The 26,128-nt window shown below is 65.1% G+C and carries 26 protein-coding genes; 4 read left to right on the forward strand and 22 right to left on the reverse strand.

Features of this window, described 5'->3' with window-relative positions; translation table 11 throughout:
- Positions 1 to 17 precede the first annotated feature (17 nt).
- From BKM74_RS18760 to BKM74_RS12620, 4 genes are all read right to left on the reverse strand, one after another.
- Entirely contained in the window at positions 18 to 194 is a 177-nt protein-coding gene (locus BKM74_RS18760; protein WP_176342519.1) for a hypothetical protein, read from the reverse strand.
- Positions 195 to 267: 73 nt separating this feature from the next.
- Positions 268 to 675 carry a hypothetical protein gene (locus tag BKM74_RS12610; RefSeq protein WP_086466066.1) on the reverse strand — a complete coding sequence of 136 codons (408 nt, stop codon included), beginning with the start codon at positions 673 to 675 and terminating at the stop codon, positions 268 to 270.
- Positions 676 to 806: 131 nt separating this feature from the next.
- Positions 807 to 3,104, reverse strand: a complete 2,298-nt coding sequence (locus BKM74_RS12615; protein WP_086466067.1) for a xanthine dehydrogenase family protein molybdopterin-binding subunit — start codon at positions 3,102 to 3,104, stop codon at positions 807 to 809.
- A 96-nt stretch (positions 3,105 to 3,200) separates the two neighbouring features.
- Entirely contained in the window at positions 3,201 to 3,989 is a 789-nt protein-coding gene (locus tag BKM74_RS12620; RefSeq protein WP_086466068.1) for an N-acyl homoserine lactonase family protein, read from the reverse strand.
- 163 nt (positions 3,990 to 4,152) lie between these two features.
- Between BKM74_RS12620 and BKM74_RS12625 the strand changes: the two genes are divergently transcribed.
- A complete protein-coding gene (locus BKM74_RS12625) occupies positions 4,153 to 6,858 on the forward strand; it encodes an HAD-IC family P-type ATPase (RefSeq protein WP_086466069.1) in 2,706 nt (901 codons plus the stop codon).
- 33 nt (positions 6,859 to 6,891) lie between these two features.
- Here the strand turns inward: BKM74_RS12625 and BKM74_RS12630 are convergent, their stop codons facing one another.
- The 10 genes from BKM74_RS12630 to BKM74_RS12675 all read right to left on the reverse strand — a co-directional run bounded on the left by BKM74_RS12630 (position 6,892) and on the right by BKM74_RS12675 (position 18,977).
- Complete coding sequence (locus tag BKM74_RS12630) at positions 6,892 to 7,281, reverse strand: hypothetical protein (RefSeq protein WP_086466070.1); 390 nt, start codon at positions 7,279 to 7,281, stop codon at positions 6,892 to 6,894.
- Between the two features lie 92 nt (positions 7,282 to 7,373).
- Positions 7,374 to 7,577, reverse strand: a complete 204-nt coding sequence (locus tag BKM74_RS12635) for a hypothetical protein (RefSeq protein WP_140056082.1) — start codon at positions 7,575 to 7,577, stop codon at positions 7,374 to 7,376.
- Between the two features lie 155 nt (positions 7,578 to 7,732).
- Positions 7,733 to 8,299: a hemerythrin domain-containing protein gene (locus BKM74_RS12640; RefSeq protein WP_086466072.1), complete on the reverse strand. Its 567-nt coding sequence runs from the start codon at positions 8,297 to 8,299 to the stop codon at positions 7,733 to 7,735.
- On the reverse strand, positions 8,296 to 8,604 hold the full coding sequence (locus BKM74_RS12645; protein ID WP_086466073.1) for a hypothetical protein: 309 nt from the start codon (positions 8,602 to 8,604) through the stop codon (positions 8,296 to 8,298). Before BKM74_RS12645 ends, BKM74_RS12640 begins: the two co-directional genes overlap by 4 nt.
- 15 nt (positions 8,605 to 8,619) lie before the next feature.
- The gene (locus tag BKM74_RS12650; protein WP_086466074.1) at positions 8,620 to 9,477 is read right to left on the reverse strand and encodes a peptidylprolyl isomerase; all 858 of its coding nucleotides are present in this window, start codon (positions 9,475 to 9,477) and stop codon (positions 8,620 to 8,622) included.
- Between the two features lie 12 nt (positions 9,478 to 9,489).
- Positions 9,490 to 10,191 (reverse strand): respiratory nitrate reductase subunit gamma, encoded by a 702-nt coding sequence (narI, locus tag BKM74_RS12655; protein WP_086466075.1) that lies wholly within the window; start codon positions 10,189 to 10,191, stop codon positions 9,490 to 9,492.
- Positions 10,192 to 10,210: 19 nt separating this feature from the next.
- Entirely contained in the window at positions 10,211 to 10,906 is a 696-nt protein-coding gene (gene narJ, locus BKM74_RS12660) for a nitrate reductase molybdenum cofactor assembly chaperone (protein ID WP_086466076.1), read from the reverse strand.
- Positions 10,906 to 12,432, reverse strand: a complete 1,527-nt coding sequence (gene narH, locus BKM74_RS12665) for a nitrate reductase subunit beta (protein WP_086466077.1) — start codon at positions 12,430 to 12,432, stop codon at positions 10,906 to 10,908. The genes narJ and narH overlap by 1 nt, the downstream gene beginning before the upstream one ends.
- Complete coding sequence (locus BKM74_RS12670; RefSeq protein ID WP_086466078.1) at positions 12,429 to 16,202, reverse strand: nitrate reductase subunit alpha; 3,774 nt, start codon at positions 16,200 to 16,202, stop codon at positions 12,429 to 12,431. The genes narH and BKM74_RS12670 overlap by 4 nt, the downstream gene beginning before the upstream one ends.
- Positions 16,203 to 16,232: 30 nt before the next feature.
- Complete coding sequence (locus BKM74_RS12675) at positions 16,233 to 18,977, reverse strand: nitrate/nitrite transporter (RefSeq protein WP_086466079.1); 2,745 nt, start codon at positions 18,975 to 18,977, stop codon at positions 16,233 to 16,235.
- Positions 18,978 to 19,224: 247 nt separating this feature from the next.
- Between BKM74_RS12675 and BKM74_RS12680 the strand changes: the two genes are divergently transcribed.
- Together BKM74_RS12680 and BKM74_RS12685 are read left to right on the forward strand one after the other, a co-directional pair.
- Positions 19,225 to 19,920: a cyclic nucleotide-binding domain-containing protein gene (locus BKM74_RS12680; protein ID WP_086466080.1), complete on the forward strand. Its 696-nt coding sequence runs from the start codon at positions 19,225 to 19,227 to the stop codon at positions 19,918 to 19,920.
- Positions 19,921 to 20,016: 96 nt separating this feature from the next.
- The gene (locus BKM74_RS12685; RefSeq protein WP_086466081.1) at positions 20,017 to 21,246 is read left to right on the forward strand and encodes an NnrS family protein; all 1,230 of its coding nucleotides are present in this window, start codon (positions 20,017 to 20,019) and stop codon (positions 21,244 to 21,246) included.
- 97 nt (positions 21,247 to 21,343) lie between these two features.
- Here BKM74_RS12685 and BKM74_RS12690 read toward each other — a convergent pair whose 3' ends face one another.
- Positions 21,344 to 21,562: a LysR substrate-binding domain-containing protein gene (locus BKM74_RS12690; protein ID WP_245825926.1), complete on the reverse strand. Its 219-nt coding sequence runs from the start codon at positions 21,560 to 21,562 to the stop codon at positions 21,344 to 21,346.
- Positions 21,563 to 21,601: 39 nt separating this feature from the next.
- Here BKM74_RS12690 and BKM74_RS12695 point away from each other — a divergent pair, with 39 nt between their 5' ends.
- Positions 21,602 to 22,441: a molybdopterin cofactor-binding domain-containing protein gene (locus BKM74_RS12695; RefSeq protein WP_176342521.1), complete on the forward strand. Its 840-nt coding sequence runs from the start codon at positions 21,602 to 21,604 to the stop codon at positions 22,439 to 22,441.
- Between the two features lie 511 nt (positions 22,442 to 22,952).
- Here BKM74_RS12695 and BKM74_RS12705 read toward each other — a convergent pair.
- Genes BKM74_RS12705 through BKM74_RS12730 form a run of 7 tightly spaced genes read right to left on the reverse strand, consistent with a single transcriptional unit; the run spans position 22,953 to position 26,124 of the window.
- On the reverse strand, positions 22,953 to 23,474 hold the full coding sequence (locus tag BKM74_RS12705) for a hypothetical protein (RefSeq protein ID WP_217895476.1): 522 nt from the start codon (positions 23,472 to 23,474) through the stop codon (positions 22,953 to 22,955).
- Positions 23,471 to 24,163: an SCO family protein gene (locus BKM74_RS12710; RefSeq protein WP_086466184.1), complete on the reverse strand. Its 693-nt coding sequence runs from the start codon at positions 24,161 to 24,163 to the stop codon at positions 23,471 to 23,473. Before BKM74_RS12710 ends, BKM74_RS12705 begins: the two co-directional genes overlap by 4 nt.
- A gap of 47 nt (positions 24,164 to 24,210) precedes the next feature.
- Positions 24,211 to 24,507, reverse strand: a complete 297-nt coding sequence (locus tag BKM74_RS12715) for a hypothetical protein (RefSeq protein WP_217895477.1) — start codon at positions 24,505 to 24,507, stop codon at positions 24,211 to 24,213.
- Positions 24,504 to 25,049, reverse strand: a complete 546-nt coding sequence (locus BKM74_RS12720) for a TlpA family protein disulfide reductase (protein WP_086466083.1) — start codon at positions 25,047 to 25,049, stop codon at positions 24,504 to 24,506. The genes BKM74_RS12715 and BKM74_RS12720 overlap by 4 nt, the downstream gene beginning before the upstream one ends.
- Positions 25,046 to 25,510, reverse strand: a complete 465-nt coding sequence (locus BKM74_RS12725) for a c-type cytochrome (RefSeq protein ID WP_086466084.1) — start codon at positions 25,508 to 25,510, stop codon at positions 25,046 to 25,048. Before BKM74_RS12725 ends, BKM74_RS12720 begins: the two co-directional genes overlap by 4 nt.
- Positions 25,510 to 25,665: a hypothetical protein gene (locus tag BKM74_RS18765; RefSeq protein ID WP_176342504.1), complete on the reverse strand. Its 156-nt coding sequence runs from the start codon at positions 25,663 to 25,665 to the stop codon at positions 25,510 to 25,512. Before BKM74_RS18765 ends, BKM74_RS12725 begins: the two co-directional genes overlap by 1 nt.
- Before the next feature lie 12 nt (positions 25,666 to 25,677).
- Positions 25,678 to 26,124, reverse strand: coding sequence for a DUF411 domain-containing protein (locus tag BKM74_RS12730; protein WP_086466085.1), 447 nt, complete (start codon positions 26,122 to 26,124; stop codon positions 25,678 to 25,680).
- Positions 26,125 to 26,128: the final 4 nt, after the last annotated feature.

Consider the following 26,128-nt stretch of genomic DNA (forward strand, 5'->3'; position numbering starts at 1 on the left):
GTTCTTACTCGGACCGATTACTGGGGCCGGTCGCAGGGGCCGTTGTTCAGCCCTTCATAACTGCCGTCCGCATTGGGATATTCGTACCAGACGACAGAGCCGTCAGCCGAACATTTGTCGAAGCCGACAAAGCGGCCGCCGCAGGCGCTGAGCACGCCAACGGCAAGAATCACGATGAGAGTGCGTACCAACATAACTCTACCTTTCGCTTGAGGCGGCGCGGGCGCGCCGCCAGATCCGGTTGCGGGGAGGCTCTATCGCGTCAGATCAGAGCTGACGGCCCGCCTCGAAGGTCAGAAGCTCGACAGAGTTCAGATTGTGGAACTGATAGACCGGGCCGTTCTTATAGACACGCTGACAGTAATCCTCGCCGCCACGGAACAGCTCCCACTTCACGCAGAACTTGCCGTCCGGGGTGATCTGCCAGTTGCCGTCCTCAATGCCGGTCGGGCGCCGCAGTTCGGCCTTGCCGCCAGGCATCACATACATGGCGTAGGTTGCGTTGGAACCGCTCATCGTGCCGGTGCCGGTATTGCCGACGACCAGTGCCTGCACATCCGGGGCGGACAGGGCGGGGCCAGTGGGCTCGTCGGGAATAGACGGGCCGAGCGGCGCGGGCTGCGTGGCGCAGGCGCCAAGCGCAAGCACGGCGGCGCACAGGATATAGGATTTCATGGGTCAACTCCCTGATTGGCAGTTCGGGGGTGTGTCAGCTTCCGGCCATCGCATGGCCTTGCTTGCTCCCCCGTATAACGGGCGCTGCCGTCATACGGTTCCAGGGTACCCTACGCGCTTTCTTATATTATTTAACGCTTGTTTATGGACTGCCACACTTTCCCGGCCGTCATCGGAATATCGATGTGCTTGATTCCATAGGGTTTCAGCGCATCCATCACAGCGTTCATGACCGGCCCCGGCCCGCCGATGGAGGAGACCTCGCCCACGCCCTTCGCCCCGATCAGGCTGTTCGGGCTGGCGGTCGGCGCCCAGCCGAGATCGAGTGCCGGCACATCGTCGGCGCGCGGCACGGTGTAGTCCATGAAGCTGCCGGACAGCAGCTGGCCGGTTGCAGGATCGTAATGCGCGGCTTCCAGCAACGCCTCACCGACCGACTGGCCGATGCCGCCGTGCAGCTGGCCCTGCGCCGTCGCCTCGTTGATGACGCGGCCCAGATCGTCGATACCGGTCCAGCGCCGCACATCGACCTTGCCGGTATCGGGATCGATCTCGACCTCCACCGCATAGGCGCCGTTCGGGAAGGTCGTGTGCAACCCCTCGAAATCCAGCTGCACGGCGCAGCCGGTGCCCATCTCGGTATCGCGCGCGCCCTCCGGCAGCGCTTCCCAGCCGGCCGCGACTTCGCCCAGGCTCAGCTTGCGGTCGGTGCCGGCGATGCGGAACTCGCCCAGCCCATATTCGATATCCTGCACCGCCGCTTCCAGCATCTGCCCGGCGACCGCGCGGGCCTGGCGGATCAGCTGTTCCGCCGTGCGATGCACCGTGTTGGCGGCAATCGGCATCAGGTTGGAGCCGCCGGTGCCGCCGCCCTTTGCGAGGAAGTCGCTGTCGCCCTGCTCGACGCGGATGCGCTCGACCTGGATTTCCAGCGTCTCGGCGGCGACCATGGCCAGCGCCGTGCGATGCCCCTGCCCGGAATCCTGCGTGCCGCTGCGCACGATGACCGTACCGTCGGGCTGCGCGATGACCTCGCTGCGCTCCGCGACCGAGCCTCCGGTGGCGTGCAGGTGCAGGGTCAGGCCAAGCCCGCGCCGCAGACCGCGTGCCTCGCTGTCCGCGCGCCGCGCCGGGAAGCCCTCGACATCGGCGGCCTTCAGGATGCGGTCCAGGACAGCGGGGAAATCGCCGCCATCATAGGTCTCGCCCATCGCGGTCTTGTAGGGCAGGTCGGCGGGCGTCACCAGATTGCGGCGGCGCAGCTCGATCCGGTCGATGCCCAGACTGTCGGCGGCATAATCGATCAGCCGTTCGGTGGTGGAGACCGTCTCCGGCTTGGAGGCGCCGCGATAGGCGTCGGTCGGCACGGTGTTGGTGAACAGCCCCTGCACCCGGTAATAGAGGCCCGGAATCTTGTAGCAATGGCCGAATACGCGCACCGCGCCCTTGGTGACGATGGTGGCCGCCACATGATTGATATAGGCGCCCATATCGCCCAGCGCGTCGATCCTGAAGGCGAGGAACTTATAATCCTTGTCCAGCGCCAGCGCCGCCCGGTCCACGCGGCCACGACCCATCGCGTCCGACACCATGCCCTCGGTGCGGCTGGATATCCACTGCACCGGCCTGCCCGTCGCCTTCGCCGCGACCAGCGCCAGCACCTGTTCCGGATAGGGCCAGATCTTCACCGCGAAGCTGCCGCCGACATCCTCGGTGACGACCCGTACCTTGTCGGTACCGACGCCCAGGCAGTCGGCCATGCTGGCGCGGATCGCGACCACACCCTGGCTCGGCGTTGTCAGCGTATAGCGCCCGCTGGCCGGGTCATACTCGCCCAGCGCGCCGCGCGTCTCGACCGGGGCGATCACGATGCGCGGATGCCGCACCGTCAGCTCCACCACATGGGCGGCTTCCGCGAACAGCCGCTCGGTCTCCGCGCGGTTACCAATCTCCCAGTCGAGGCTGCGATTGTCCGGCAACTCCGGCCAGACCTTCGGCGCACCGGATTCGGCCGCCTGTTCCAGATCGACAATGACCGGCAGCTCATCGAGGTCCAGCACGATGGCTTCCAGCGCGTCCAGCGCCTGATCCTCGGTTTCGGCGATCACGGCGGCGACCGGCTCCCCGGCATAGCGCACCGCGCCCTCTGCCAGCACCGGACGATGGCGGACCACCATCGGGCTGCCATCGCGGTTCGGCACCTCGCCCGCCACCTTCAGCGGCCCGATGCCGGCCGCCTTCATATCCTCCGCCGTCAGCACCAGCCGCACGCCCGGCATGGTGCGCGCGGCGTCCACATCCAGCAGCCGGATCGTGCCATGCGCCAGCGGCGACCTCAGCAATGCCATGGTCAGCATGCCATCGGGCCGGCGATCGGCGACATACCGGCCCTTGCCGGTCAACAGGGCTTCATCTTCGAGACGCAGCATTCGCTTCACTATTCTGGCTGGGTATGGCTGGAACGGATGGAACAGCGACTTTAGTGTGCAAACCGTCACGTTTGAACCGTCCGCGTGCGGCCAGCTTTATTTTTCGCCGTCCAGCCGCATGACCCAGCCTTCCAGCCCGGAAGCCGCTGCCGGATAGCGCTCAAGCACCATCGGATCGTGACCGGGAATCACATCGCCATCCGGCCCGGCCAGCGCCTTCACCGCGCGGTGCCCCTCCAGCATGTCGGCGACGTTATAGACGATCGGGAAGGGCCGGCCCTGATCCATGTTGGCGTAGAAATGCGAGGCATCCGACGCCAGTACCAGCCAGCCGCGCCGCGTGCGCACCCGCACCACCTGCAGCCCCGCCGTATGGCCGCCGACACGATGCACGGAAACGCCCGGCGCCAGTTCCGACGCGCCGTCATGGAAGCGCACCTGCCCCTCGAACACGCGGCGCACCATCGCCGTCACGTCATCGACCGCGAAAGGCTGGCTGAGCGCCGGATGGCACATGCAGCGCCCGGTGCAATAGGCCATCTCGCTGTCCTGAAGATGGTAGGTGGCGTTCGGGAACAGGCCGTGATTACCGGCATGGTCGTAATGCATATGGGTGATGACCACGTCCGACACGCTCTCCGGCGCGATACCGATGGCTTTCAACCCTTCCGCCGGCGACCTGGTGATGGTGCGGCCGCGCTTCTTCGCCTCCGTCTCGTCGAAGCCGGTATCGACGATGAAGCTGTGCGTCTCGCCGACGATGGCCCAGACGAAATAATCCAGCGGCATCGGCCCGTCATGCGGATCGCCGCCGATGAAATTCTCCGACGCCTTGCGCGCATGGTGCGCGTATTTCACCGCATAGACCTTGTATTCTTCCGTCACGCCCTGTCCCTCCCTGGGTATTTTGCCGCCATTTTGCCAGCAGTGTAGGACAGGATATCGCGGCCCGTGAAATGCTTTGGGTGAAACGCTTTGACATCGGTCAAGGTGCCGGGCCGTCATCGGCCTATAATCAGCGCGCAACCGACAGGACGTCACCGTGACCATGCAGGATGCCGCCACGCCACAGGAAGACCGCCCCTGGCACGCTCTGGAGCCGGCGGAGGTAATCCGCCGGCTCGACACGACGCCGGACGGGCTTGCCGATATCGAGGCGGAGGAGCGGCTGGCCCGGTCAGGCCCGAACCGCCTGCCGGCAACCGCCCGGCGCGGACCGCTGATGCGCCTGCTGCTGCAGTTCCACAACCTGCTGATCTATGTGCTGCTGGCCGCCGCGCTGGTCACGCTGCTGCTCGACCATCTCAGCGACGCGGCGGTCATCCTGGCGGTAGTAATCCTGAACGCCATCATCGGCTTCGTGCAGGAAGGCCGCGCCGAAAAGGCACTGGACGCGATCCGCGGCATGATCGATCCGCACGCCACCGTGCTGCGCGACGGCCGGCGGCTGACTGTCTCCGCAGAGCAGATCGTGCCCGGCGACGTCGTGCTGGTGGAAGCCGGCGACCGCGTACCGGCCGACCTTCGGCTGATCCGCGCGCATGGCCTGAAGATCGACGAGGCGGTGCTGACCGGCGAATCCGTCGCCGCGGACAAGGCGATACCGCCGGTCGATAACTCTGTCGCCCTGGGCGACCGGCATTCCATGGCCTATTCCGGCACCTTCGTTGCCGCCGGTCAGGGCACCGGCGTTGCGGTGGCGACCGGCAAGGATACCGAACTGGGTCACATCAGCACCCTGATCGGCACGGTGGAGGTGCTGAAGACCCCGCTGATCCAGCAGATGGACGGGTTCGCCCGCCATATGACCTATGCCATCCTGGCGGTCTCCGCGGCGGCCTTCCTGTTCGCCTTCTATCTGCAATCCTATTCCGCCGACGACGCCTTCATGATCGTGGTTGGCCTTGCCGTATCGGCGATCCCCGAGGGGCTGCCGGCGATCATGACCATCACGCTGGCCATCGGGGTGCAGCGCATGGCCACGCGAAACGCCATCATCCGCCGGCTGCCGGCGGTGGAGACGCTGGGCTCGGTCTCGATCATCTGCACCGACAAGACCGGCACGCTGACGCGCAACGAGATGATGGCGCAGGCCGTCGTCACCGCCGGCGGCGAATGCGAGGTCACCGGCGCCGGCTATGGCCCGGTCGGCAGTTTCCGCACCATGGGCAGCGAGATCGATCACCAGCGCCACCCGCTGCTGATGGAGCTGGTGCGCGCCGCCCTGCTGTGCAACGACGCCGATATCCGCCAGACCAGCGAGGGCTGGCGGGCGGAAGGCGACCCGATGGAGGCGGCGCTGGTGGTGCTAGCCGCCAAGGCCGGGCTCGATACGGCGCTCATCCGCAAGCAATTGCCGCGCACCGACGAGATCCCGTTCGATGCACAGCACCGCTTCATGGCGACGCTGCATCACAGCCACGAGGATGGCGGTTTCATCCTGATCAAGGGCGCGCCGGAGGATGTCATCGCGATGTGCGCGCACGAACGCCAAGTCGACGGCGACCGGCGGCTGAACGCGGCGGCCTGGCACAGCGGTTCGGAGGAGCTGGCGGCGCGCGGCAACCGGGTGCTGGCCTTCGCCATGAAGCCGGCGCGCCCGGAGCAGCGGAACCTGAATTTCGCCGATGTCGATTCCAACGCCACCCTGCTGGGCCTTGTCGGCTTCATCGATCCGCCGCGCGCCGAGGCGATACACGCCATATCCAGCTGTCACAAGGCCGGCATCCGGGTGGCGATGATCACCGGCGATCATGCCGCCACCGCCCGCGAAATCGCCCGGCAGATCGGCCTGTCCGACGATCCCCGGCTGCTGACCGGCACCGATATCGACCGGCTGGACGAGGAAGGGCTGATCGCCGCGGCCCGCGATGCCTCGGTCTTCGCGCGCACCACGCCGGAACACAAGCTGCGGCTGGTCAGCGCCCTGCAGGCAGACGGCCATATTGTGGCGATGACCGGCGACGGGGTGAATGACGCGCCGGCGCTGACCCGCGCCGATGTCGGCGTGGCGATGGGCCAGAAGGGCAGCGAAGCGGCCAAGGAATCGGCCGGGATGGTGCTGGCCGACGACAATTTCGCCTCCATCGTCGCCGCCGTGCGTGAGGGCCGCACGGTTTACGACAATCTGATGAAGGTGATTTCCTGGACGCTGCCAACCAATGGCGGCGAGGCGCTGACCATCCTGGGCGCCCTGGCGCTGGGACTGACGCTGCCGATCACGCCGATACAAATCCTGTGGGTGAACATGGTGACTGCCGTGGCGCTGGGCCTGGCGCTCGCCTTCGAGCCGACCGAGGACGGCACGATGCGCCGCCCGCCACGCCGCAAGGGCCAGCCGATCCTGACCGGGGAACTGCTCTGGCGCGTGCTGTTTGTGTCGATCCTGTTCGTGGCCGGTGCCTTCGGCCTGTTCTTCTGGGCCGAATCGCGCGGCCTGCCGGTCGAGCAGTCGCGTACCATCGTGGTGAACGCCATCGTCGCGATGGAAGCCTTCTACCTGTTCAGCGTGCGCCACACCCACGGCACCGCCTTCACGGCGCGCGGCTTCCTGGGCACGCCCGCCGTGCTGATCGGCATCGCGACAGTGGCGGTGGCGCAGACCGCCTTCACCTACCTGCCGTTCCTGCAGAATGTGTTCGACACACGCCCGCTGTCGCCGCTCGATGGGGCGGCGGTGATCGGCGTTGGCATTGCCTTGCTGATCGCAGCCGAGATCGAAAAACGCGTGCGTTTCGCGGTCACCAGGCGATAGGCGGGAGACTGGCCCGAGGCGCCGGAACGGCGGTTACTTCTTCGCCTTGACCGGCTCATTGGTCAGCCCACCTGGCTTCACCAGCATGGTTTCCGCCTCGGCGAGAATCTGGCGGCAGCTGTCCTGCTTGCCCTTCTGGTCGGCGTCGATGGCGGCCTTCAGCTTGTCGATGGCGCTATCGTCGCTGCTGCGTCCCCCGATCCAGCTGTCACGCGGCATCGCGGCATCGGTGGCGCCCGTCACATCCTTCTGGCCCTTGGTGGTGTTCAGCACCACCTTCGCCTTGTCATCGACCATCTGCTGCTCGCCGGATTTCGTCTCGGCGATCAGCTGTCTGGCCCGATCGGCGCAGTCCGAAGCGGCGGCGACGCCCGGCAGCAGGCCAAGCCCGATGAGGGCGGCAAACAGGCTGCGTCCATACATGATACTTCTCCGGTTGATTGTTTGGCTCTTGCCCTAACCAACTAGCTGGAGAGGTCCTTGGTTCCCTCGGGAGGTAAAGGAGGCAGGTTGCGCTATGGCCTTTCCTGGCCGGAAAACAACCCGGCGGCAGCCCGGACGATGGCCCGCCAATAGACCAGCAGTACAAAGCCCAGAAGGATCAGGCCGACGGCGACGAAGCCATTCACGATGTGGAAATCATGTGCATCCTCGGCGACGAACAGCCCGGTGAGCATCGCCGACAAGGACAGCACGATTCGAACGATCCAGCCCAGCATTTCAGTCTCCGTATCGGGTTTCCGCGACAACCGGATCATAGGAGGAAATTTCCAGATTCCATTGCGATGGATCAACCCTTCACCAGCAGCACTTCCGGGCAACGGCACTGAAAGCCCTGAAGCAGGCCGCCGCCACGCAAGCTGAATGCCGTCCGTCAGGGCAATTTTTCCACCACGGGGTTCAGCAATATCCCGCGCCGGGCCGCCATCCGGCCGCCCAGCGCCTTGAGATCGACCGGTGTCAGCCGCTTCTTGGCCAACGGCATGACCACGGCATTCTCCAGCGCCAGATGCCGGCGCTGCGACGCCGCGAAACGGCACAGCTCGGCGCGCAGCGACTCGTCCAGCGCCTCATGATGGCCGGCCAAGGCGGCTTTCAGCCCGGCGATGATATGGTCGGCGTGTGCGCCATCCTCGGCATGTTCGGTGGAGAGCTGCCCCAGCACCGGCTCCAGATGATCGTCCGGCTCGGCGCGGCGGCGCAGCAGCGGAAACAGATCCTGCTCCTCGTCGATCACATGGATCGCCATGTCGGTTTCGATATGCGCCAGTACCTCGCGGGCAATGTCCATCTCGAACCGGTGGCGCGCGGCCAGCCGGTCCAGCAGGCTGCACACGACCCGCTGGCGCAGATGATCGGCCAGGATGAAATCCAGCGGCGAGGCCAGAAGATGCTGCGGCAGGGCCGAGAGGTAGCCCTCCTGACCGGACGGCGCGGTCATGGCCGGATATTGGCTGCCACCACTGGCGATGTGGATGGCTCCAGCCCCTGCCGCAGGATCGCCTCCAGCGCCGCGAGGCCGGGCTCGTCCGACCGCCCCATGATGCCGACGATCTGCAGCCAGCGATCATCGTCGGCATGGTCCATGAAACCGCGCACCATCGCGGCGACATAGTCCGGCGTTTCCAGCCCGGCCGCTTCGGCCGCCGCCTCAACACGGCTGGCGAGATCCGGGTCCGGCAGCGACTCCAGCGCCGCCGCCGCAACCTCCGGCCGATGCAGATGTGCGATCAGGTCACCGAACATGATGCGCCCCCTGCCCTACTGCACAAGCGGCGTGGCGCTGGCGCCAAGATCGACGCCGGTGATCGACGCCCGGCCCGCCAGGATCGACACATATTGCGCCGCCGCCCGGCGCCAGACCGACTCCGCCAGATAATCCGCGATCTTCTCGCGCACCGCCTCGAACGGCACCGTGCGTCCGTCGATGCGCCGGTCCAGCCGGATGACATGCGCGCCATAGGGGGTTTCGACCGGCTCTTCGGTGGTCTCGCCCGGTTCCAGGTGGATCAGCGCCGCCTCGAAGGCGGGCGTGGTGTCGCCGGGGCCGATCTGGCCCAGCGATCCGCCGACCGCGCCGGACGGGCAATCGGACAGCCCCTTGGCGATCTCGGAGAAGCGGTCCGGTGCCGCCTGCAGTTCGGCGATGGCGGCGCGCGCCTTTTCCACCGCCCCGGCATAGGCGGCCGTGTCGCGGCTGTCGGCGGCAAACAGGATATGCGCCGCCTCGTACAGCGCCGGGCTGCGGAACCGCGCCTCGTTCTGCCGGTAATAGCGCCGGTAGCTCTCCTCGTCCGGCACCGGCAGCACCAGTTCGCGTTCCAGCAGCACGCGTTGCGCCGCCTCCTCCGCCGTTTCGCGCCGTCCATCCTCATCGGTCAGCGGTTCGGCAACGATGTCCAGACGCTCCGCTTCCTGCCGCAGCAATTCGCGGATCGCCAGCGCCCGCACCGCCTGGTTCCAGGCGATATCGGGATCGCCGGACGGGTGGTTCTGCGCCTCCCGCGCGATGGCCGAGGCGGGAATCTCCACCCCGTTCACCGTGACCTTGACCGGGGCGAAGCGCCGGCGGGGCGACCCGCCGGGCTTCTGATCGGATTTCTGTTCAGCGATGGTCATGCCAGCCTCCCCTCAAACCGGACGCGCGCCGCCACGGGTGCGCACGATCTGATAGCCCTGCCGGCCGAGATACCAGATCGGGGCGCTCCAGACATGCACCAGGCGGGTGAAGGGGAAGATCAGGAAGACGGTCATCCCCAACACTAGATGCGCCTTGAAGATCGGATGCACGTCGGCGACATAGGCCGCCGCATCCGGGCGCAGCGTGATGATGCCCTGGGCCCAGTTCATGAATTTCACCATCTCCTCGCCATCGAGATGGCCGAGCGAGATGAAGATCGTCGCCAGCCCCAGGATCAGCTGGGCATAGAGCAGCAGCAGCACGGCGATATCGCTGAAGCTGGAATTGCGGCGGATGCGCGGGTCGAACAACCGGCGGTGGATCAGCAGGCTGAGCCCGATGAAACACGCCACCCCGGCGATGCCGCCGACCACGATGGCCAGAATCTGCTTGGCGCCGTGGCTGATGCCGATGGCGTCGAAGATCCAGATCGGCGTCAGCAGACCGCCGGCATGGCCGAGGAAGATCACCAGGATGCCGACATGAAACAGGTTCGAGCCCCACATCATCTGGCGCCGGCGCAACAGCTGGCTGGAGCCGGTCTTCCAGGAATATTGCTCACGGTCGAAGCGGATCAGGCTGCCCAGCAGGAACACGCCGAGGCAGAGATAGGGATACCAGCCGAACAGAATGTGATTAAGCGTCGCTTCCATCGAAGTCTCTCCCTCTTCCTCAGGCCGTCGGGGCGTCCGGGCTGCGCCGGGCGGCGCGGACCTGGGTCTTGATGCGGGTGAGCGAGCAATCGTCGGTCATCTCGCCGGGGCCGAAGGTGACGGCTGCCTCCTCCCACTCCCGGTCGAGGGCGGCCAGATCGTCCGGCATCACGTCGCTGGCCGCCGCCTCGGCCGCCGCCTTCGGATCGGCACGCACTGCCGACAGCGCCTCGACCGCCGCGAACAGCGCGGCATAGGGGCTTTCGCGTTTTTCCAACCGCTGCCGGAGAACGGCCAGGATATGCACCGTCTCGCCCAGCAGCGCCGTCGCCTCGCCGAACGGCAGGGTGGACAGGAACTCCAGGAACAACGGCAGGAAGTCCGGCAGCTCGTTGGCGACGATGAAGAAGCCGTTCTTGTCGTAGAGCTGCGACAGATCGACCAGCGCCTGCCCACGGTCGCGGCTCTCGCCATGCACATGCTCGAACAGGTGCAGCGACAGGCTGCGCGAGCGGTCGAACAGCAGGACATAGCGCTCCTGCAGATCATACAGCTCCGCCGTCTCGAAACTGCTGAGCAGCGGCTCCAGCGCCTTCAGTGAAGACCGGGGCACCAACCCCTCCCCGGTCAACACCGCGCGGATTTCCGGCATGGCGGCAACAAGCTCCGCCGACGGATAGTTCAGCAGGGCGGACAGCGCCTTGAAGCTTTTCATCACCGCACCTCCATCGGGGTTTTCACCCTCGCCTTCTGCGGCGCGCCGAACAGGCTGGGGGCGGACTGGCCGTCGGAGCAGCCATTGCCGAAGGAGAAGCCGCAGCCGCCACGCAGCTGGTGGGCATCCTCGCTGGTCTCGCGATGGGCGGTCGGGATGACGAACCGATCCTCGTAATTGGCGATTGCCATGATCTGGTACATATCCTCGATATCGGCACCGGTCAGACCAACCTTCTCGGCCAGCCGCTCGTCGAGCATGCCGTCCACCGTTTTGGCCCGCATGTAGGCGCGCATCGCCAGCATGCGCTCAAGGCCGAGCGCGACTGGCGCCTCGTCACCGGCGGTCAGCAGATTTGCCAGATATTTCAGCGGGATGCGCAACGAGCGCACATCCGGCATGGCACCATCCACGCCCATCTGCCCGGCCGCTGCAGCCGACTGGATCGGCGATAGCGGCGGCACATACCAGACCATCGGCAGGGTGCGGTATTCCGGATGCAGCGGGAAGGCGACCTTCCATTCCATCGCCATCTTCCAGATCGGCGAGCGCCGCGCCGCCTCCAGCCAGCTTTCCGGCACGCCATCGGCACGCGCCTGTTCGATCACCTTCGGATCGTTCGGGTCGAGAAACAGATCGAGCTGGGCCTGATAGAGGTCCTTCTCGTCTGGCACGCTGGCCGCCGCTTCGATACCGTCGGCGTCATACAGCAACACGCCGAGATAGCGGATACGCCCGACGCAGGTTTCCGAGCAGACGGTGGGCTGGCCGGCCTCAATGCGCGGGAAGCAGAAGATGCACTTCTCCGATTTGCCCGTGGACCAGTTGTAATAGACCTTCTTGTAGGGGCAGCCGGAGACGCACATCCGCCAGCCGCGGCACTTGTCCTGGTCGATCAGGACGATGCCGTCCTCCTCGCGCTTGTAGATCGCCCCCGACGGGCAGGCCGCAGCACAGGTCGGGTTCAGGCAATGCTCGCACAGGCGCGGCAGGTACATCATGAAGGTGTTTTCGAACTGGCCGTAAATCTCCTTCTGGATGCCCTCGAAATTCACATCCTTCGAGCGCTTGGAGAATTCGCCGCCCAGGATTTCCTCCCAGTTCGGCCCCCATTCGATCTTCTCCATCCGCTCGCCGGAGATCAGCGAGCGCGGCCTCGCCGTCGGCATCGCCTTGGATTCGCCGGCGGTCTGCAGATGCTCGTAATCGAAGGTGAAGGGTTCGTAGTAATCGTCGATTTCCGGCAGGTCGGGATTGGCGAAAATCTTCGCCAGGATGCGCCATTTCGGCCCGATCTTCGGCTCGATCTTGCCGTTGGCCTTGCGCCGCCAGCCGCCGTTCCAGACCTTCTGGTTCTCCCATTGCTTGGGGTAGCCGATGCCGGGCTTGGTCTCGACATTGTTGAACCAGGCGTATTCCATGCCCTCGCGGCTGGTCCAGACGTTCTTGCAGGTGACCGAGCAGGTGTGACACCCGATGCATTTATCGAGGTTCAGCACCATGGCTATCTGAGCGCGGATTTTCATTCTGCCGCCTCCTTGGCGTTGGTGTGGGCCGGAAACGGAGCCATCTCGCCAGCGTCGAGCGGCTGTTCCAGCCAGTCGACCCGGTCCATCTTGCGCACCACGACGAACTCGTCGCGGTTGCAGCCGACCGTCCCGTAATAGTTGAAGCCATAGGATTGCTGGGCGTAGCCGCCGATCATGTGGGTCGGCTTCAGCACCGTGCGGGTGACCGAATTATGGATGCCGCCACGCTGGCCGGTGATCTCCGAGCCCGGCGTGTTCACGATCTTCTCCTGCGCGTGGTACATCAGCACCATGCCGGGATTGACCCGCTGCGACACCACGGCCCGGGCGGTCAGCGCGCCGTTAAGGTTGAACAGCTCGACCCAGTCATTGTCCTCGATACCGGCCACTTTCGCGTCGGTCTCGCTGAGCCAGATCACCGGCCCGCCGCGATTCAGCGTCAGCATCAGCAGATTGTCGGTATAGGTCGAGTGGATGCCCCATTTCTGGTGCGGCGTGATGAAGTTCAGCACGATCTCGGTGTTGCCGTTGCTGCGCTTGCCCTTCACCGGCACGATGGTCTTCAGATCCACCGGCGGCTTCCAGACCACCAGCGCCTCGCCGAAAGCCCGCATCCAGAGATGATCCTGATAGAGCTGCTGGCGGCCGGTCAGCGTGCGCCAGGGGATCAGCTCATGCACGTTGGTGTAGCCAGCGTTGTAGCAGACCTTCTCGCTCTCCAGCCCCGACCAGGTCGGCGAGGAGATGATCTTGCGCGGCTGCGCCTGCACGTCGCGGAAGCGGATCTTCTCGTCCTCCTTCGGCAAGGCCAGATGGGTGTGGTCGCGCCCCGTCGCCTTGGACAGCGCCCCCCAGGCCTTCACCGCGACCTCGCCATTGGTCTCGGGCGCCAGCATCAGGATCACCTCGGCGGCGTCGATGTCGCTCTCGATCCGGGGCATGCCCTGGCTGACCCCGTCCTCCAGGACGGCGCCGTTCAGTGCCCGCAGCAAATCCACCTCATGCTCGGTGTTCCAGGCGATGCCCTTGCCGCCATTGCCGATCTTGGTCATCAGCGGGCCGAGCGCGGTGAACTGCTTGTAGAGGTTGGGATAGTCGCGTTCGACCACGGTTACCTGCGGCATCGTCTTGCCGGGGATCGGCTCGACCTCGCCGCGCTTCCAGTCCTTCACGTCATAGGGCTGGGCCATTTCGCCCGGCGTGTCGTGCAGGATCGGCGTCAGCACAACATCCTTCTCAACGCCCAGCACTTCGGGCGCCACTTCGGAGAAACTCTTGGCGATGCCGCGATAGATGTCCCAGTCGGAGCGCGATTCCCACACCGGATCGACCGCCGCCGACAGCGGGTGGATGAAGGGATGCATGTCGGAGGTGTTGAGGTCGTTCTTCTCGTACCAGGTGGCTGTCGGCAGCACGATGTCGGAATAGACGCAAGTCGTGGACATGCGAAAATCCAGCGTCACCAGCAGGTCCAGCTTGCCTTCCGGCCCGTCCTCGTGCCAGACGACCTCCTGCGGCTTGGCGCGCCCTTCCTGGCCCAGATCCTTGCCCTGCACGCCGTGCTGCGTGCCCAGCAGGTGCTTCAGGAAATATTCGTGGCCCTTGCCGGAGGAGCCCAGCAGGTTGGAACGCCACACGAACAGGTTGCGCGGCCAGTTCTGCGGATCGTCGGGATCGTGGCAGGACAGTTCCAGCTCGCCGTCCTTCAGCCCCTTGGCGATGTAGTCCTTCGGCTCCATCCCCGCCTTCGCGGCCTTGGCCGCGATGGTCAGCGGGTTGACCTTGAGCTGTGGCGCGGAGGGCAGCCAGCCCATCCGTTCGGCCCGGACATTGTAGTCGATCATGCTGCCCGACCAGTCGCCCTCGGGCGCGGTCGGCGACAGGATCTCCCCGACCGACAGGGTCTCGTAGCGCCACTGGTCGCTGTGCGCGTACCAGAACGAGGTCGAGTTCTGCTGACGCGGCGGCCGGACCCAGTCCAGCCCGAAGGCCAGCGGTTGCCAGCCGGTCTGCGGGCGCAGCTTCTCCTGCCCGACATAATGCGACCAGCCGCCGCCCGACTGGCCGATACAGCCGCAGAACACCAGCATGTTGATGGCGCCCCGGTAGTTCATGTCCATGTGGTACCAGTGGTTCATCGCGGCGCCGATGATGATCATGGACCGGCCGGTGGTCTTCTCCGCATTGGTGGCGAATTCGCGCGCGACAGTGATGATGGCGTCGCGCTTCACGCCGGTGATGTTCTCCGCCCAGGCCGGCGTGCCCGGCACATCGTCGTCATAGCTGGACGCGACATGGTCGCCGCCGAAACCGCGATCGACGCCGTAATTGGCGCACAGCAGATCGAACACGGTGGCAACCTGCGCCTCGCCATCCTTCAGCGTCAGGCGGCGCACCGGCAGGTTGCGGGGCAGCACCTCGCCATGCTCGGTCTTCACGAAATACTCGCTCGCGCGGCCGCCAAAATAAGGGAAGGCGACCGAGGCGATCTCGCTGCCCTCGCCGGAGAGGCTGAGCAGCAGCCGCGTGTCGCGGCCCTTGCCGTCCTTCTCCTCCAGGTTCCACTTGCCCTGCTGCTCGCCCCAGCGATAGCCGACGGCGCCGACCGGCGAGACGACCTCCCCGGTGATCTCGTCGATGGCGACGGTCTTCCAGTCCGGATTGCCGGTCTCGCCGAGCCCGTCCTCGAAATCGGCGGCGCGCAGCAACCGGTCGGCGATCAGTTGGCCGTCCTTCTCGACCAGCTTCACCAGCATCGGCATGTCGCTGTATTTGCGGACATAGTCCTGGAAATACGGCACCTGCCGGTCGATGTGATATTCGCGCAAGATGACGTGGCCCATCGCCAGCGCCAGCGCCGCGTCGGTGCCCTGCTTGGCGTTCAGCCAGATATCGGCAAACTTGGTCGCCTCGGCATAGTCGGGCGAGACGACAGCGCTCTTCGTGCCCTTGTAACGCACCTCGGTATAGAAATGCGCGTCGGGCGTGCGGGTCTGCGGCACATTGGAGCCCCAGACGATGATGAAGCCGGCATTGTACCAGTCGGCCGATTCCGGCACGTCGGTCTGCTCGCCCCAGGTCTGCGGGCTGGCCGGCGGCAGGTCGCAATACCAGTCGTAGAACGACATGCACACGCCGCCCAGCAGCGACAGATAGCGCGACCCCGCCGCGTAGGAGATCATCGACATGGCCGGGATCGGCGAGAAGCCGATCACCCGGTCGGGGCCGTAGGTCTTGGCGGTGTAGGCATTGGCGGCGGCGATGATCTCGTTCACCTCCTCCCACTTCGCCCGCACGAAACCGCCATGGCCCCGGATCGCGGTGTAGGATTTGCGCTTGTCCGGATCCTCGACGATGGAGGCCCAGGCGGCGACCGGGGTGCGGATCATCCGCGCCTCACGCCACAGCTTCAGCAACCGGCCACGCACCAGCGGGTATTTCACCCGGTTGCCGGAATACAGGTACCAGGAATAGCTGGCGCCGCGCGAACAGCCCCGCGGCTCGTGGTTCGGCAGGTCCGGCCGGGTGCGCGGATAATCGGTCTGCTGGGTTTCCCAGGTGACGATCCCGCCCTTCACATAGATCTTCCAGGAACACGACCCGGTGCAGTTCACGCCATGCGTGGAGCGCACGATCTTGTCGTGCTGCCAGCGCTTGCGGTAGCCGTCCTCCCAGCTGCGGTCCTCGGCGGTGCGAATGCCGTGTCCGTCGGAGAAACTATCGACGTTCTTCTTGAAGAAGGTCAGGCGATCGAGGAAATGGCTCATGGCTATACGCTCCGATCTTTCGTTCGGCGATTAGGCTTTTCTGGCGGAAGTCGCGGCAGACGCACGCCCCCCGCGCTCGATGTCGTGCAGCAGCCCGCCCTTGCGGGTATAGGCGACCCAGGTCAGCGCCACGCAGCTGACATAGAAGATCAGGAAGCCCCACAGCGCGGCTTCGGGGCCGCCGGTCATGGCGATGGAGGAGCCGTAGCTCTTCGGGATGAAGAAGGCGCCATAGGCGGCAATGGCGGAGGTGAAGCCGATGATCGCCGCCGATTCCTTGTCGCCCTGGCGCTGCCGGACAGCCGCATCCGTGCCGGGCATCAGCCGGTCCATCTCGCGGCGCATGATCGCCGGGATCATCTGGAAGGTGGAGGCGTTACCCACGCCGGTGGCGAAGAACAGCACCATGAACATGGCGAAGAAGCCCCAGAACGCCATCGGATGCTGCTTGATCGACAGGAAGTAGAGAACACCCGCGACCGCCGCGATCATCGCCACGAACACCCACAGGGTGACGCGACCGCCGCCGAACTTGTCCGAGACCCAGCCGGTTGCCGAGCGCGACAGCGCGCCAACCAGCGGGCCCAGGAAGGCGAACTGCAGCGCGTCAATATGCGGGAACTGCAGTTTCATCAGCAGCGGGAAGCCCGCCGAATAGCCGATGAAGGAACCGAAGGTGCCGGTATAGAGCCAGCACATGTACCAGTTGTGCCGGCGCTGGAAGATGACCGCCTGCTCCGCGAAGGAGGCCTTCATGCTGGCGATGTCGTTCATGCCGAACCAGGCGGCGAAGGCCGAGGCGACGATGAACGGCACCCAGATGAAGCCGGCATTCTGCAGCCAGAGCTCGCTATTCGTGTTCACAACCTGCTGCGGCGCGCCGCCGATGAAGCCGAACACGCCGACGGTGATGACCAGCGGCACCACGAACTGCACGACCGAGACGCCGAGATTGCCGAGGCCGGCATTCAGCGCCAGGGCGTTGCCCTTCTCCGCCTTCGGGAAGAAGAAGGAGATGTTGGCCATGGAGGAGGCAAAATTGCCGCCGCCGAAACCGCACAGCAGCGCCAGCAGCACGAACAGCGGATAGGGTGTCGCCGGATTCTGCACGGCAAAGCCGATACCCACCGCCGGCACCAGCAGCGACCAGGTGGCAAGCGTCGTCCACAGACGCCCGCCGAGCATCGGCGGCATGAAGGAATAGAAGATGCGCAAGGTCGCCCCCGACAGGCCGGGCAGCGCCGCCAGCCAGAACAGCTGGTCCGTGGTGAAGCTAAAGCCGATCAGCGGCAGTTTCGCCACCACCACCGACCAGACCATCCACACCGCGAAGGACAGCAGCAGCGCCGGGATCGACAGCCAGAGATTGCGCTGCGCGATCTTGCGCCCCTTGTCCTCCCAGAACTGCTTGTCCTCGGGCCGCCAGTCCTCGATCAGGTGCGGGCCGAGCACGCCTTCCTGACTTGGGGTATGGATGTCCCGCATTTCCGGCAGTTCCGGGAGCTTGCGCAGCTCGGCATCGACAACGTCGCGTTCCATCCGCCGGATCGCCAGATGCATCCAGGCCAGCGCGATCGCCACCAGCAGGAACAGCAGCATGAAGCAGCTGGTCCAGATGCCGGTCAGGTCGTTCAGCGCGCCGAAGGCAATCGGCAGGATGAAGCCGCCGAGACCGCCCATCATGCCGACCAGCCCGCCGACCGCGCCGATATGGTCCGGGTAATAGACCGGGATGTGCTTGTAGACGGCGGCCTTGCCCAGGCTCATGAAGAAACCCAGAACGAAGATCAGGGCGACGAAGGGGACGATTCCCATGGCCAGGGTGAAGCGGATATCGCTGTCGATGCCGTGGATGACATAGTCGGCCGCCGGATAGGACAGCAGGAACAGACAGGCGACCGAAACGCCGAAGGTCCAGTACATCACCCGGCGGGCACCATAGCGGTCCGACAACACGCCGCCATAGATGCGGAACAGCGAGGCCGGCACGGAATAGAAGGCGGCCAGCATGCCGGCGGACTTGATGTCCATGTCATAGACGCCGACCAGATAGCGCGGCAGCCACAGCGCCAGCGCGACGAAGGCGCCGAACACGAAGAAGTAATAGAGTGAGAAGCGCCAGACCTGGAGACTCTTCAGCGGCGCCAGCTCCAGCAGCGCGCCCCGCGCCTTCACGCCGCGCCGCCGCCGTTCGACCAGCGCCGGATCGTCGCTGGTGGTGAACCAGAAGATCGCCGCCGAGATCAGCAGGACGATGGCCCAGACCTGCGCCACCATCTCCCAGCCATAGGCGACCATGACGAAGGGGGCGACGAACTTGGTCACCGCGGCGCCGACATTGCCGGCACCGAAGATGCCGAGCGCGGTGCCCTGCCTCTCCTTCGGGTACCAGCGCGCGACATAGGCCACGCCGACCGCGAAGGAACCGCCCGCCAACCCGACCCCGAGGGCGGCCACCAGCATCATCGCGTATGTATCGGCGTAGGACAGCAGGAAGGTCGCCGCCGCCGCCAGCGCCATGACGATGACATTGACGATGCGGCCGCCATACTGGTCGGTCCAGATACCGAGGAAGATACGGGTCAGCGAGCCGGTCAGGATCGGCGTGCCGACCAGCAGGCCGAACTGCGTGTCGCTCAGCCCCAGCTGCTCGCGGATACCGACGCCGATGATGGAAAAAATCGTCCACACCGCGAAACAGACGGTGAAGGCCAGGGTACTCATGCCGAGCGCGCGTGTCTGGTCGCTGCGGCTGATGGTGGCGAGATCGTGCATGGCTGTCCCCGTATTAGGGTCCGTGAAATGCGGGAATAAGCTCCGCGCCATGACTAAGCGATAATCAGCCTATGCCCATCTTTGACTCAGATCAACTATTGGCCCGGATTTCGATGAAATAATAAAAAATAACAAGAGCAATCTGAATGAGATATATTGTATCAAATGTTAAATTGACAAAGTATTACTCTAGAATTAACATTTATCAATTAATTGCCTGCCTTTTGGGAGCCAACGGGACGGGACCATGCAACCAGATGATGTAGACGCCATACGCAACCTGCCGCTTTTCCGGGATTGCACATCGGAAACCTTCGAGGCGCTGATAAAAATCAGCTTCCTGCAGCGATTTCCCCAGGGCGTGCTGCTGATCAGCGAGAACGACCCCGCCGATTTCCTGCATGTCGTCCTGGAGGGAATGGTGGAGATGTTCGGATCGTCCGGTGGGCGGGAGACGACGCTCAGCTTCGTGCGGCCGGTCAGCACCTTCATCCTCGCCGCCGTCCTGAAGGATCAGGTCTATCTGCAATCCGCGCGCACGCTGGCGCGCTCCCGTATCCTGATGATTCCGGCCCAGTCGGTGCGTCAGGCCATGCAGCAGGACCAGGCCTTCATGCTGTCGATCGTCAGCGAACTGGCGACCGGCTATCGCCGGGTGGTGAAGGAACTGAAGAACCAGAAGCTGCGCACCAGCAGCGAGCGGCTGGCGAACTGGCTGCTGGCGCATGGCCGGCTGTCGGGAGATGGAACCGTCCGGCTCGGCATGGAAAAGCGCGTGCTGGCCTCGCGGCTCGGCATGACGCCGGAAAACCTGTCGCGGGCCTTCTCCGCCCTGCGCGATATCGGCGTGCGGGTGGAGGGCAACACCATCCGCTTAGAGGATATGAATGCCCTTACCGATTTTTCGCAGCCCAACCCGCTGATCGACGACTGGAATATATAAACCGCAGCCAAGAATGTGTTCTCGGTGCTTGTTATTGTTACCCCACTAAGATACATACAATATATATCTTTTAATCCACAGCCAGTGGAGCCTGTCATGCCCGCTTCGCCTGCCGCGCCAACCCTGAGCGAACGCCCCCTACAGCTTCCCACCCGGCGTTTCGTCCTGTTCGCCTATGGCTTCCGGCCGTTCTTCCTGCTGGCCGGCCTGTTCGCCGTCTTCGGCGTACTGGCCTGGCTGCTGGCCTTCGCCCATGGGGTCTGGCCGGCGGAAGGTCCGGGCGCCCTGTCCTGGCATGCCCATGAGATGCTGTTCGCCTTCGTCGTCGCCGCGATCGCCGGATTCCTGCTGACTGCCGTGCCGAACTGGACCGGCCGTGGCAGCTTCGGTCCGCCGCTGCTGATCGCGCTGACGCTGCTCTGGCTCGCCGGGCGCTGGGCGATGAGTCCGCTGTTTCCCTTCGGCCCGATGGCAGCCGCAGCGCTTGACCTCGCCTTCCTGCCGGCGCTGGCCGTGCTGATCGGCGGGCAGTTGCTGCGGGCCGGCAATTACCGCAACCTGCCGATCCTGGCGATGCTGCTGGCCTTCACCGCGGCCAATCTGCTGATCCATCTGGAACGCACGGGTATCACGGCGGATACCGCCCAGGCCGGCCGGATGCTGGCGGTGAACCTGACGCTGCTGCTGATCGTGCTGATCGGCGGGCGCATCGTACCGTCCTTCACGCTGAGCACGCTGCGGCGCCTGGGACAGCCGGTGGAAATCGCCCAGCCGCGCACGCTGGAAATCGCCTGCCTGCTGTCGGTGCTGGCCGTACTTGCCATCGATCTGGCGAGTCCGGACGGCAGTGCCGCCGGCATCGCGGCAGCGGTGGCTGCCGTGCTGAATGGCGTGCGGCTCGGCCTGTGGAAGGGACACCGCACCGCCGCCGATCCGCTGCTCTGGGTGCTGCATGTCGGCTATCTGTGGATTCCGCTTGGCCTTGCGCTGAAGGCCGTGTGGCTGCTGGCCGGGGCGGAGATCGGCCTGAACTGGCTGCATGCACTGACCTTCGGCGCGTTCAGCACGATGGTCCTGGCGGTGATGACCCGCGTCGCGCTGGGCCATACCGGACGGCCGCTGCGCGCGGCGCCGGCGACCGTCGCCAGCTACGTACTGCTGACGCTGGGGGCGCTTGTCCGGGTGTTCGGTCCGGCCCTGTTCCCGGCGCTGACGCTGCCGTCCATCGCCGCCGCCGGCCTGCTGTGGATGACGGCCTTCACGCTGTTCCTCGCCGTCTATGGACCGATCCTGCTCCGCCCCCGCGCCGATGGCCGCCCCGGCTGAACGCGGTGGATTGGCACGGGGCGCCCGCTGTTTGCTTTGGCGCAAAGAAGCAGCGGATGATGGGGAAAATCTCGATTCAACGAAGGCTGGCCAGGGATCATTTTCCTGCAAGGATATCCCGGTAGAAATCGAGGAACGCACGCAGGGCCGGCGGCACATAGCGGCGGCTGGGATAGTAGATGTGCCAGGCGGGCAGGGTCGCGGCATAGCCCTCCAGCAGCCGGACCAGCCGGCCGGAGCGGACATGCGGCTCCGTATACTCCGTCGCCAGTCGCGCAATGCCAGCCCCTGCCATCGCGGCGGACAGGAGACGCATTCGGCAACCTACAGCACCACCCATCTCTACCATGCGCAGATGGAGCCGCTGAACGCCGTCGCGTCCGTGGATGCCGATGGTGGGGTGACGGCGATGAGCCACCGGGTCGTATCGCCGTCGATCATGCAGTTCGCCTTTCCGCAGCGCTGGAACCCGGAGACCGGGCGCGACCTTCTGGTCATGGAAGGGACCGAGAGCACCGACTATGCAATCCCGGATTTCCGCGCGGAGCATGTAATCACCCCGCGCCGCTGCCGCGTGTCGGCATGGCGCGGCATCGGCTGGGCCCCGAACTGCTTCGCCCGGGAGTGTTTCATCGACGAACTGGCGGAACAGGCCAGCAGCGATCCGGTGGCCTTCCGCCGAAAGCTGCTGCGCGACAGTCCGCGCGGCCTTGCGGTCCTCAATGCCGTGGCCGCCATGTCCGGCTTCGGACAGGCGCCGCAGGGGCGCGCCCATGGCCTTTCCTTCGCGGGCTACAAGGCGACCCGGGGTGCCGGTGTGGCGGAAGTGTCGGTCGAGGATGGCCGGTTCCGCGTGCATCGGTTCTGGGCGGCGGTGGATCCGGGCTTTGCCGTGCATCCGGAGAACCTGCGGGCGCAGGTCGAAGGCGGCATCCTGTTCGGGCTCTCCTCCCTGATGCGCGAGCGTGCAAGCTTCACGGACGGAATGATCGACCAGAACAATTTCTACGATTATGAGCCGATCCGAATCGGCGAGATTCCGGAGATTGAGGTGCGGATCGTCGAGTCCGATTCGGCACCGAGCGGCGCGGGCGAGATCGGCGTCCCGATGACCGGCGCGGCCGTGGCAAATGCCTTAAGGCTGCTGACCGGCACAGCCCCCCGGCAGATGCCGTTCAAAGTGGAGAATTCCTGACGGCGAAAGCGAAGTCGGCAAGCGGGAAGAAAGGATGGGCTAAATTCCCATCCTGGAAAAAATATAAGATAATCAAATAAATAGAGAAGAAATTGGCGGAGGGGGAGGGTCCGGAATCGAACGTTCTCTGAGCGCGAGACGATCCAGGATGCCTCCGCCTTCAGTCGAAGCCGATAGGCGTTCCATCCCTTAACGGCCAGCGCGGCATCCGCCACCATCCCGGAAGGTGTCGCCCTCAAACAGCCTCAAACAGGATGACAATGGCGCCGCCAACGAAATTGAGCTCGCACCGGTAGCTCAACAGCATCTAACCGAGCGCGGTCGCGCTCGCGCCAAGAGCCAATGGTGGAGAACCCGACGACAAAGTAGAGGCCCATGCTCAATGCCTGCCGTCGACGGTGGGCAGACTCGATATCGATCGCGCCCGCCGTGTGTCCGGCGACATAGCCCGGCATCAAAGGCAGGACGCAGGGCGAGACGAACGACACCGCGCCGGCCAGAAATGGGGCTGTCAGGCCGATGCCGGAGGGTCGAGGGTCTCGCCCCTTTGAGAGGTTGCCGGGAACGCCATGGCAAAACGGAAGCCGGCGAGCGGGACGACGATCCATTGCAGGGCCGGGCTGACGCCGGCGTCGAGACCCGGGATCACCGGCATCAGGTCGCGATAGGCCCATGCCTGGCGCACCTCGATATTCAGCCATTCGCTGAAGATCGTGTAGGCAAGCCCGAAGGCAACAGTCCCCGCGACGACCGGAAGCCGGCGTTCGGTTGGCCACGCCCCGTTGCCGAGAAGGAACAGGGAAAGCATGACCGCGCTAAGGGCGATGAGAATGTCGCCACCGGTGCAGTGAACGGCAGCGAAGATGATCTCCCAAGCCGAGCCGGTTTCCCACAACCTATAGAGCGGCATGTGGGCGAACTCCCAGACCAGGTTCGCGGCGGCGACAAAGGCCATGTAGCGGCGCAGCGCCGAAAGCCAACTGATAGATCTTTCACCGCGCACCCGGTCCATGTCCGAATGGACGCCGGTCATCGGAACAGCCCCTTCACGCTGCCCCACCAGCCAGCCTCTGTCGGCTTGGATGGGCGATAGGGGGCGTTGGTCAGCCCGTTGATGTAAAGCACCAGGTTCAAGGGCTCGAAGCGCAGGCCATGGCACTTGGCGGCGAAGCGTCCGCCACGGTCGATCACATGCGTGACGACGCCATGCATCTGCTGTCCGTCATCCAGCGGCTCGAACCTGACGTTATAGGTCCCCGAGAGCTTTCGCGTTGCATCCTCGGGATCGCCCGGGCGGCGGGTCAGGAACATCCAGTTGTACGGGTCGAGGCCGTGCGCCTCGCCATAGCTCTTCAGGACATCCGACGTGTCGGCCCCGGGGTCGGTCGTCACCGTGATGAACTGGACCATGTCCTTCATCGGCGTGGCGTTGATCTTCGATTGCACGTCGGCGATCAGGGCGGAGTGCAGCGGGCAGACATCCGTGCAGCTGGCAAAGATGAAGTTCAGCACGACGATTCTGTCGGCGAAGTCCGATAGTTTCACGATGTTCCCGTCGGCATCGGCCAGATCGAAGGGCGGGGCCAGGCTGTCGATGGCCTGAAATAACTGCTCCTTGCTGCCCATGACCCGGTCGAGGTCGGCGCCCGGATGGTGCGCCAATGCCGGCATGGCAAAAGCGAACGCGCCGATCAGAACAGCGGTAAATCGAGCGAAACTCATACGCTCTCCTTGGCCATCCTTGCGGTCGATGACACCGGTCGGCGACATCACTCCTGTCGGCTCCGCGGCGACGGGCCTGCATCCGTCTCGCCATGGGTCGCGCAGGACTTTGCCCCACCGCCGCGCATGCACAGGCCGAGGGCGCACATCGCGGCGCAGGGCGCGAGGGCGAGCAGGATCGGCGCCACGCCGACCGCCGTCAGCCAGCCCCAGTTCAGGGCAAGTCCAGCGGCGAGCGTCCCGAGACCCGCAAGCAGCACAATCCGACGTTTCGACAGCCAGGGCATCCGGAGGAACAATGGGATGCGCGGGGTCGCAATTGCGGCGGTCCGTTTCGTGATCATCGTGTCGATTCCTTTCCTGTGTGTTCGGCGATGACGTCCTCGAAGAAGGCGACCATCTCCGGTGTGTCCCGTTCGGCCGGTCCGATCAGCCGGCCGAGCTCCCGCCCGTCCGGTCCGATGAGCAATGTCCCCGGGAGGCCGTAGATCCCGAGGTCGCGCGATGCCTTCATCGTCTCGTCGATGAAAATGCCCAGATGTTGGATGCCGATCTCATCGAAGAATCTGCGGACGGCACCGACGCCGGCGCGGTCTATCGACAGGGCCACGACCTCGAAGCGCCCGCCGCCGAGCGTTGTCTGAAGGCGGTCCAGTGTCGGCATCTCGTGTCGGCAGGGGGCACACCACGTGGCCCAGACGTTGAGAAGGACGACCTTGTCGCGCCAGCGGTCGAGCGTGAGCGCGTTGCCGTTCTCATCTGCGAACGAGACGGTGGCGAGCGGCTGCGGCGTGTCGTGCAGCGGGACGGCATTCGGCCCGTCCGCCATCGTCGCGGTCGACAAGACCAGCGCCAGCACGAACCCGAGCGCGGGTAAGGGCTTCATTGGCCTGCCTCCCTTTCGCGGCGGCTCATCTCGGCCTGGTATTGCTGCTCCCGCTCCGGCCAAGTGCTCTTGATGAAGTCCAGAACCGCGTGGATATCCTCGTCGGACAACACGCCAGCGAATCCAGGCATGTCGCTCTGATAGCCGCCGCCGACGACCGCGGCGGGTCCTTCCTTGGTGATGCGGAACAGGACACCGTCAGGGTGGTGCCAGGTGTGTCCCGAAGCGTCGTGCGGCGGCGCGGGCAGGCGACCCGACGGCAGTCGACTCTTCCAGTCCGGCTGGCCTTCGAGCTTCGCGCCATGGCAGGACGCGCAGTTTGCTGCGTAGATCGCTCGCCCGCGTTCGAGTCGTTCGCCGGATACCTTCGTCGGACCGCTCCGGTCAAGTCCGGCCCAGAGCAGCCCGGCCACGGCGCTTCCGCCGAGCAATATCGTGGCGCCAATAACGGCGCGGTTCATCAGCGCTTGCCTCCGAATAGGTATTTGAACAGCGCCGCGATGCCGAGGACGAGCAGGACGATCACGAGCAGCCAGACAAGGCCCATGCCCCACATCATCATGCCGCCCATGCCATCCATCATGCCCATACCCATGCCGGTCGGTGCGTTGTTCATCGGAAAATCTCCCTATTCGACCGCGTATACGGACGGCTTGCCGTCACCCACGGCGTAGATCGTAAAAGGTTCGGTCTTGGCGCCGCTCATGCCGGGTGATCCCATCGGCATGCCGGGCAAGGTCACGCCCTTGATGTCCGGATGCTCCGAGAGCAAGCGATTGACGGTCGCGACAGGCACATGGCCGCTCACCACATAATCGTCGATGAAGGCGAGGTGGCAGCCCTGGAAATCGTCCGGGATGCCGGCCTCGCGGCTCATGGCGACCAGTTCATGGGTCGGCTTGACGGTCACGGTGAAACCGTTGTCGCGCAGATAGTCGGCATAGGCTTCGCAGCAGCCGCATTGCGGGTTCTTGTAGAGGGTCGCTTCCTGGGCGACCGTAAAAGATACGTTCGTGAAATAGACGCCCGCCCCGAGGAAGGCGGCGGCGAGGGCGGCGACGATGATCCTGTGCATGGTG

Origin of the sequence: Oceanibaculum nanhaiense (assembly GCF_002148795.1) — a bacterium.
GTDB lineage: Bacteria > Pseudomonadota > Alphaproteobacteria > Oceanibaculales > Oceanibaculaceae > Oceanibaculum > Oceanibaculum nanhaiense.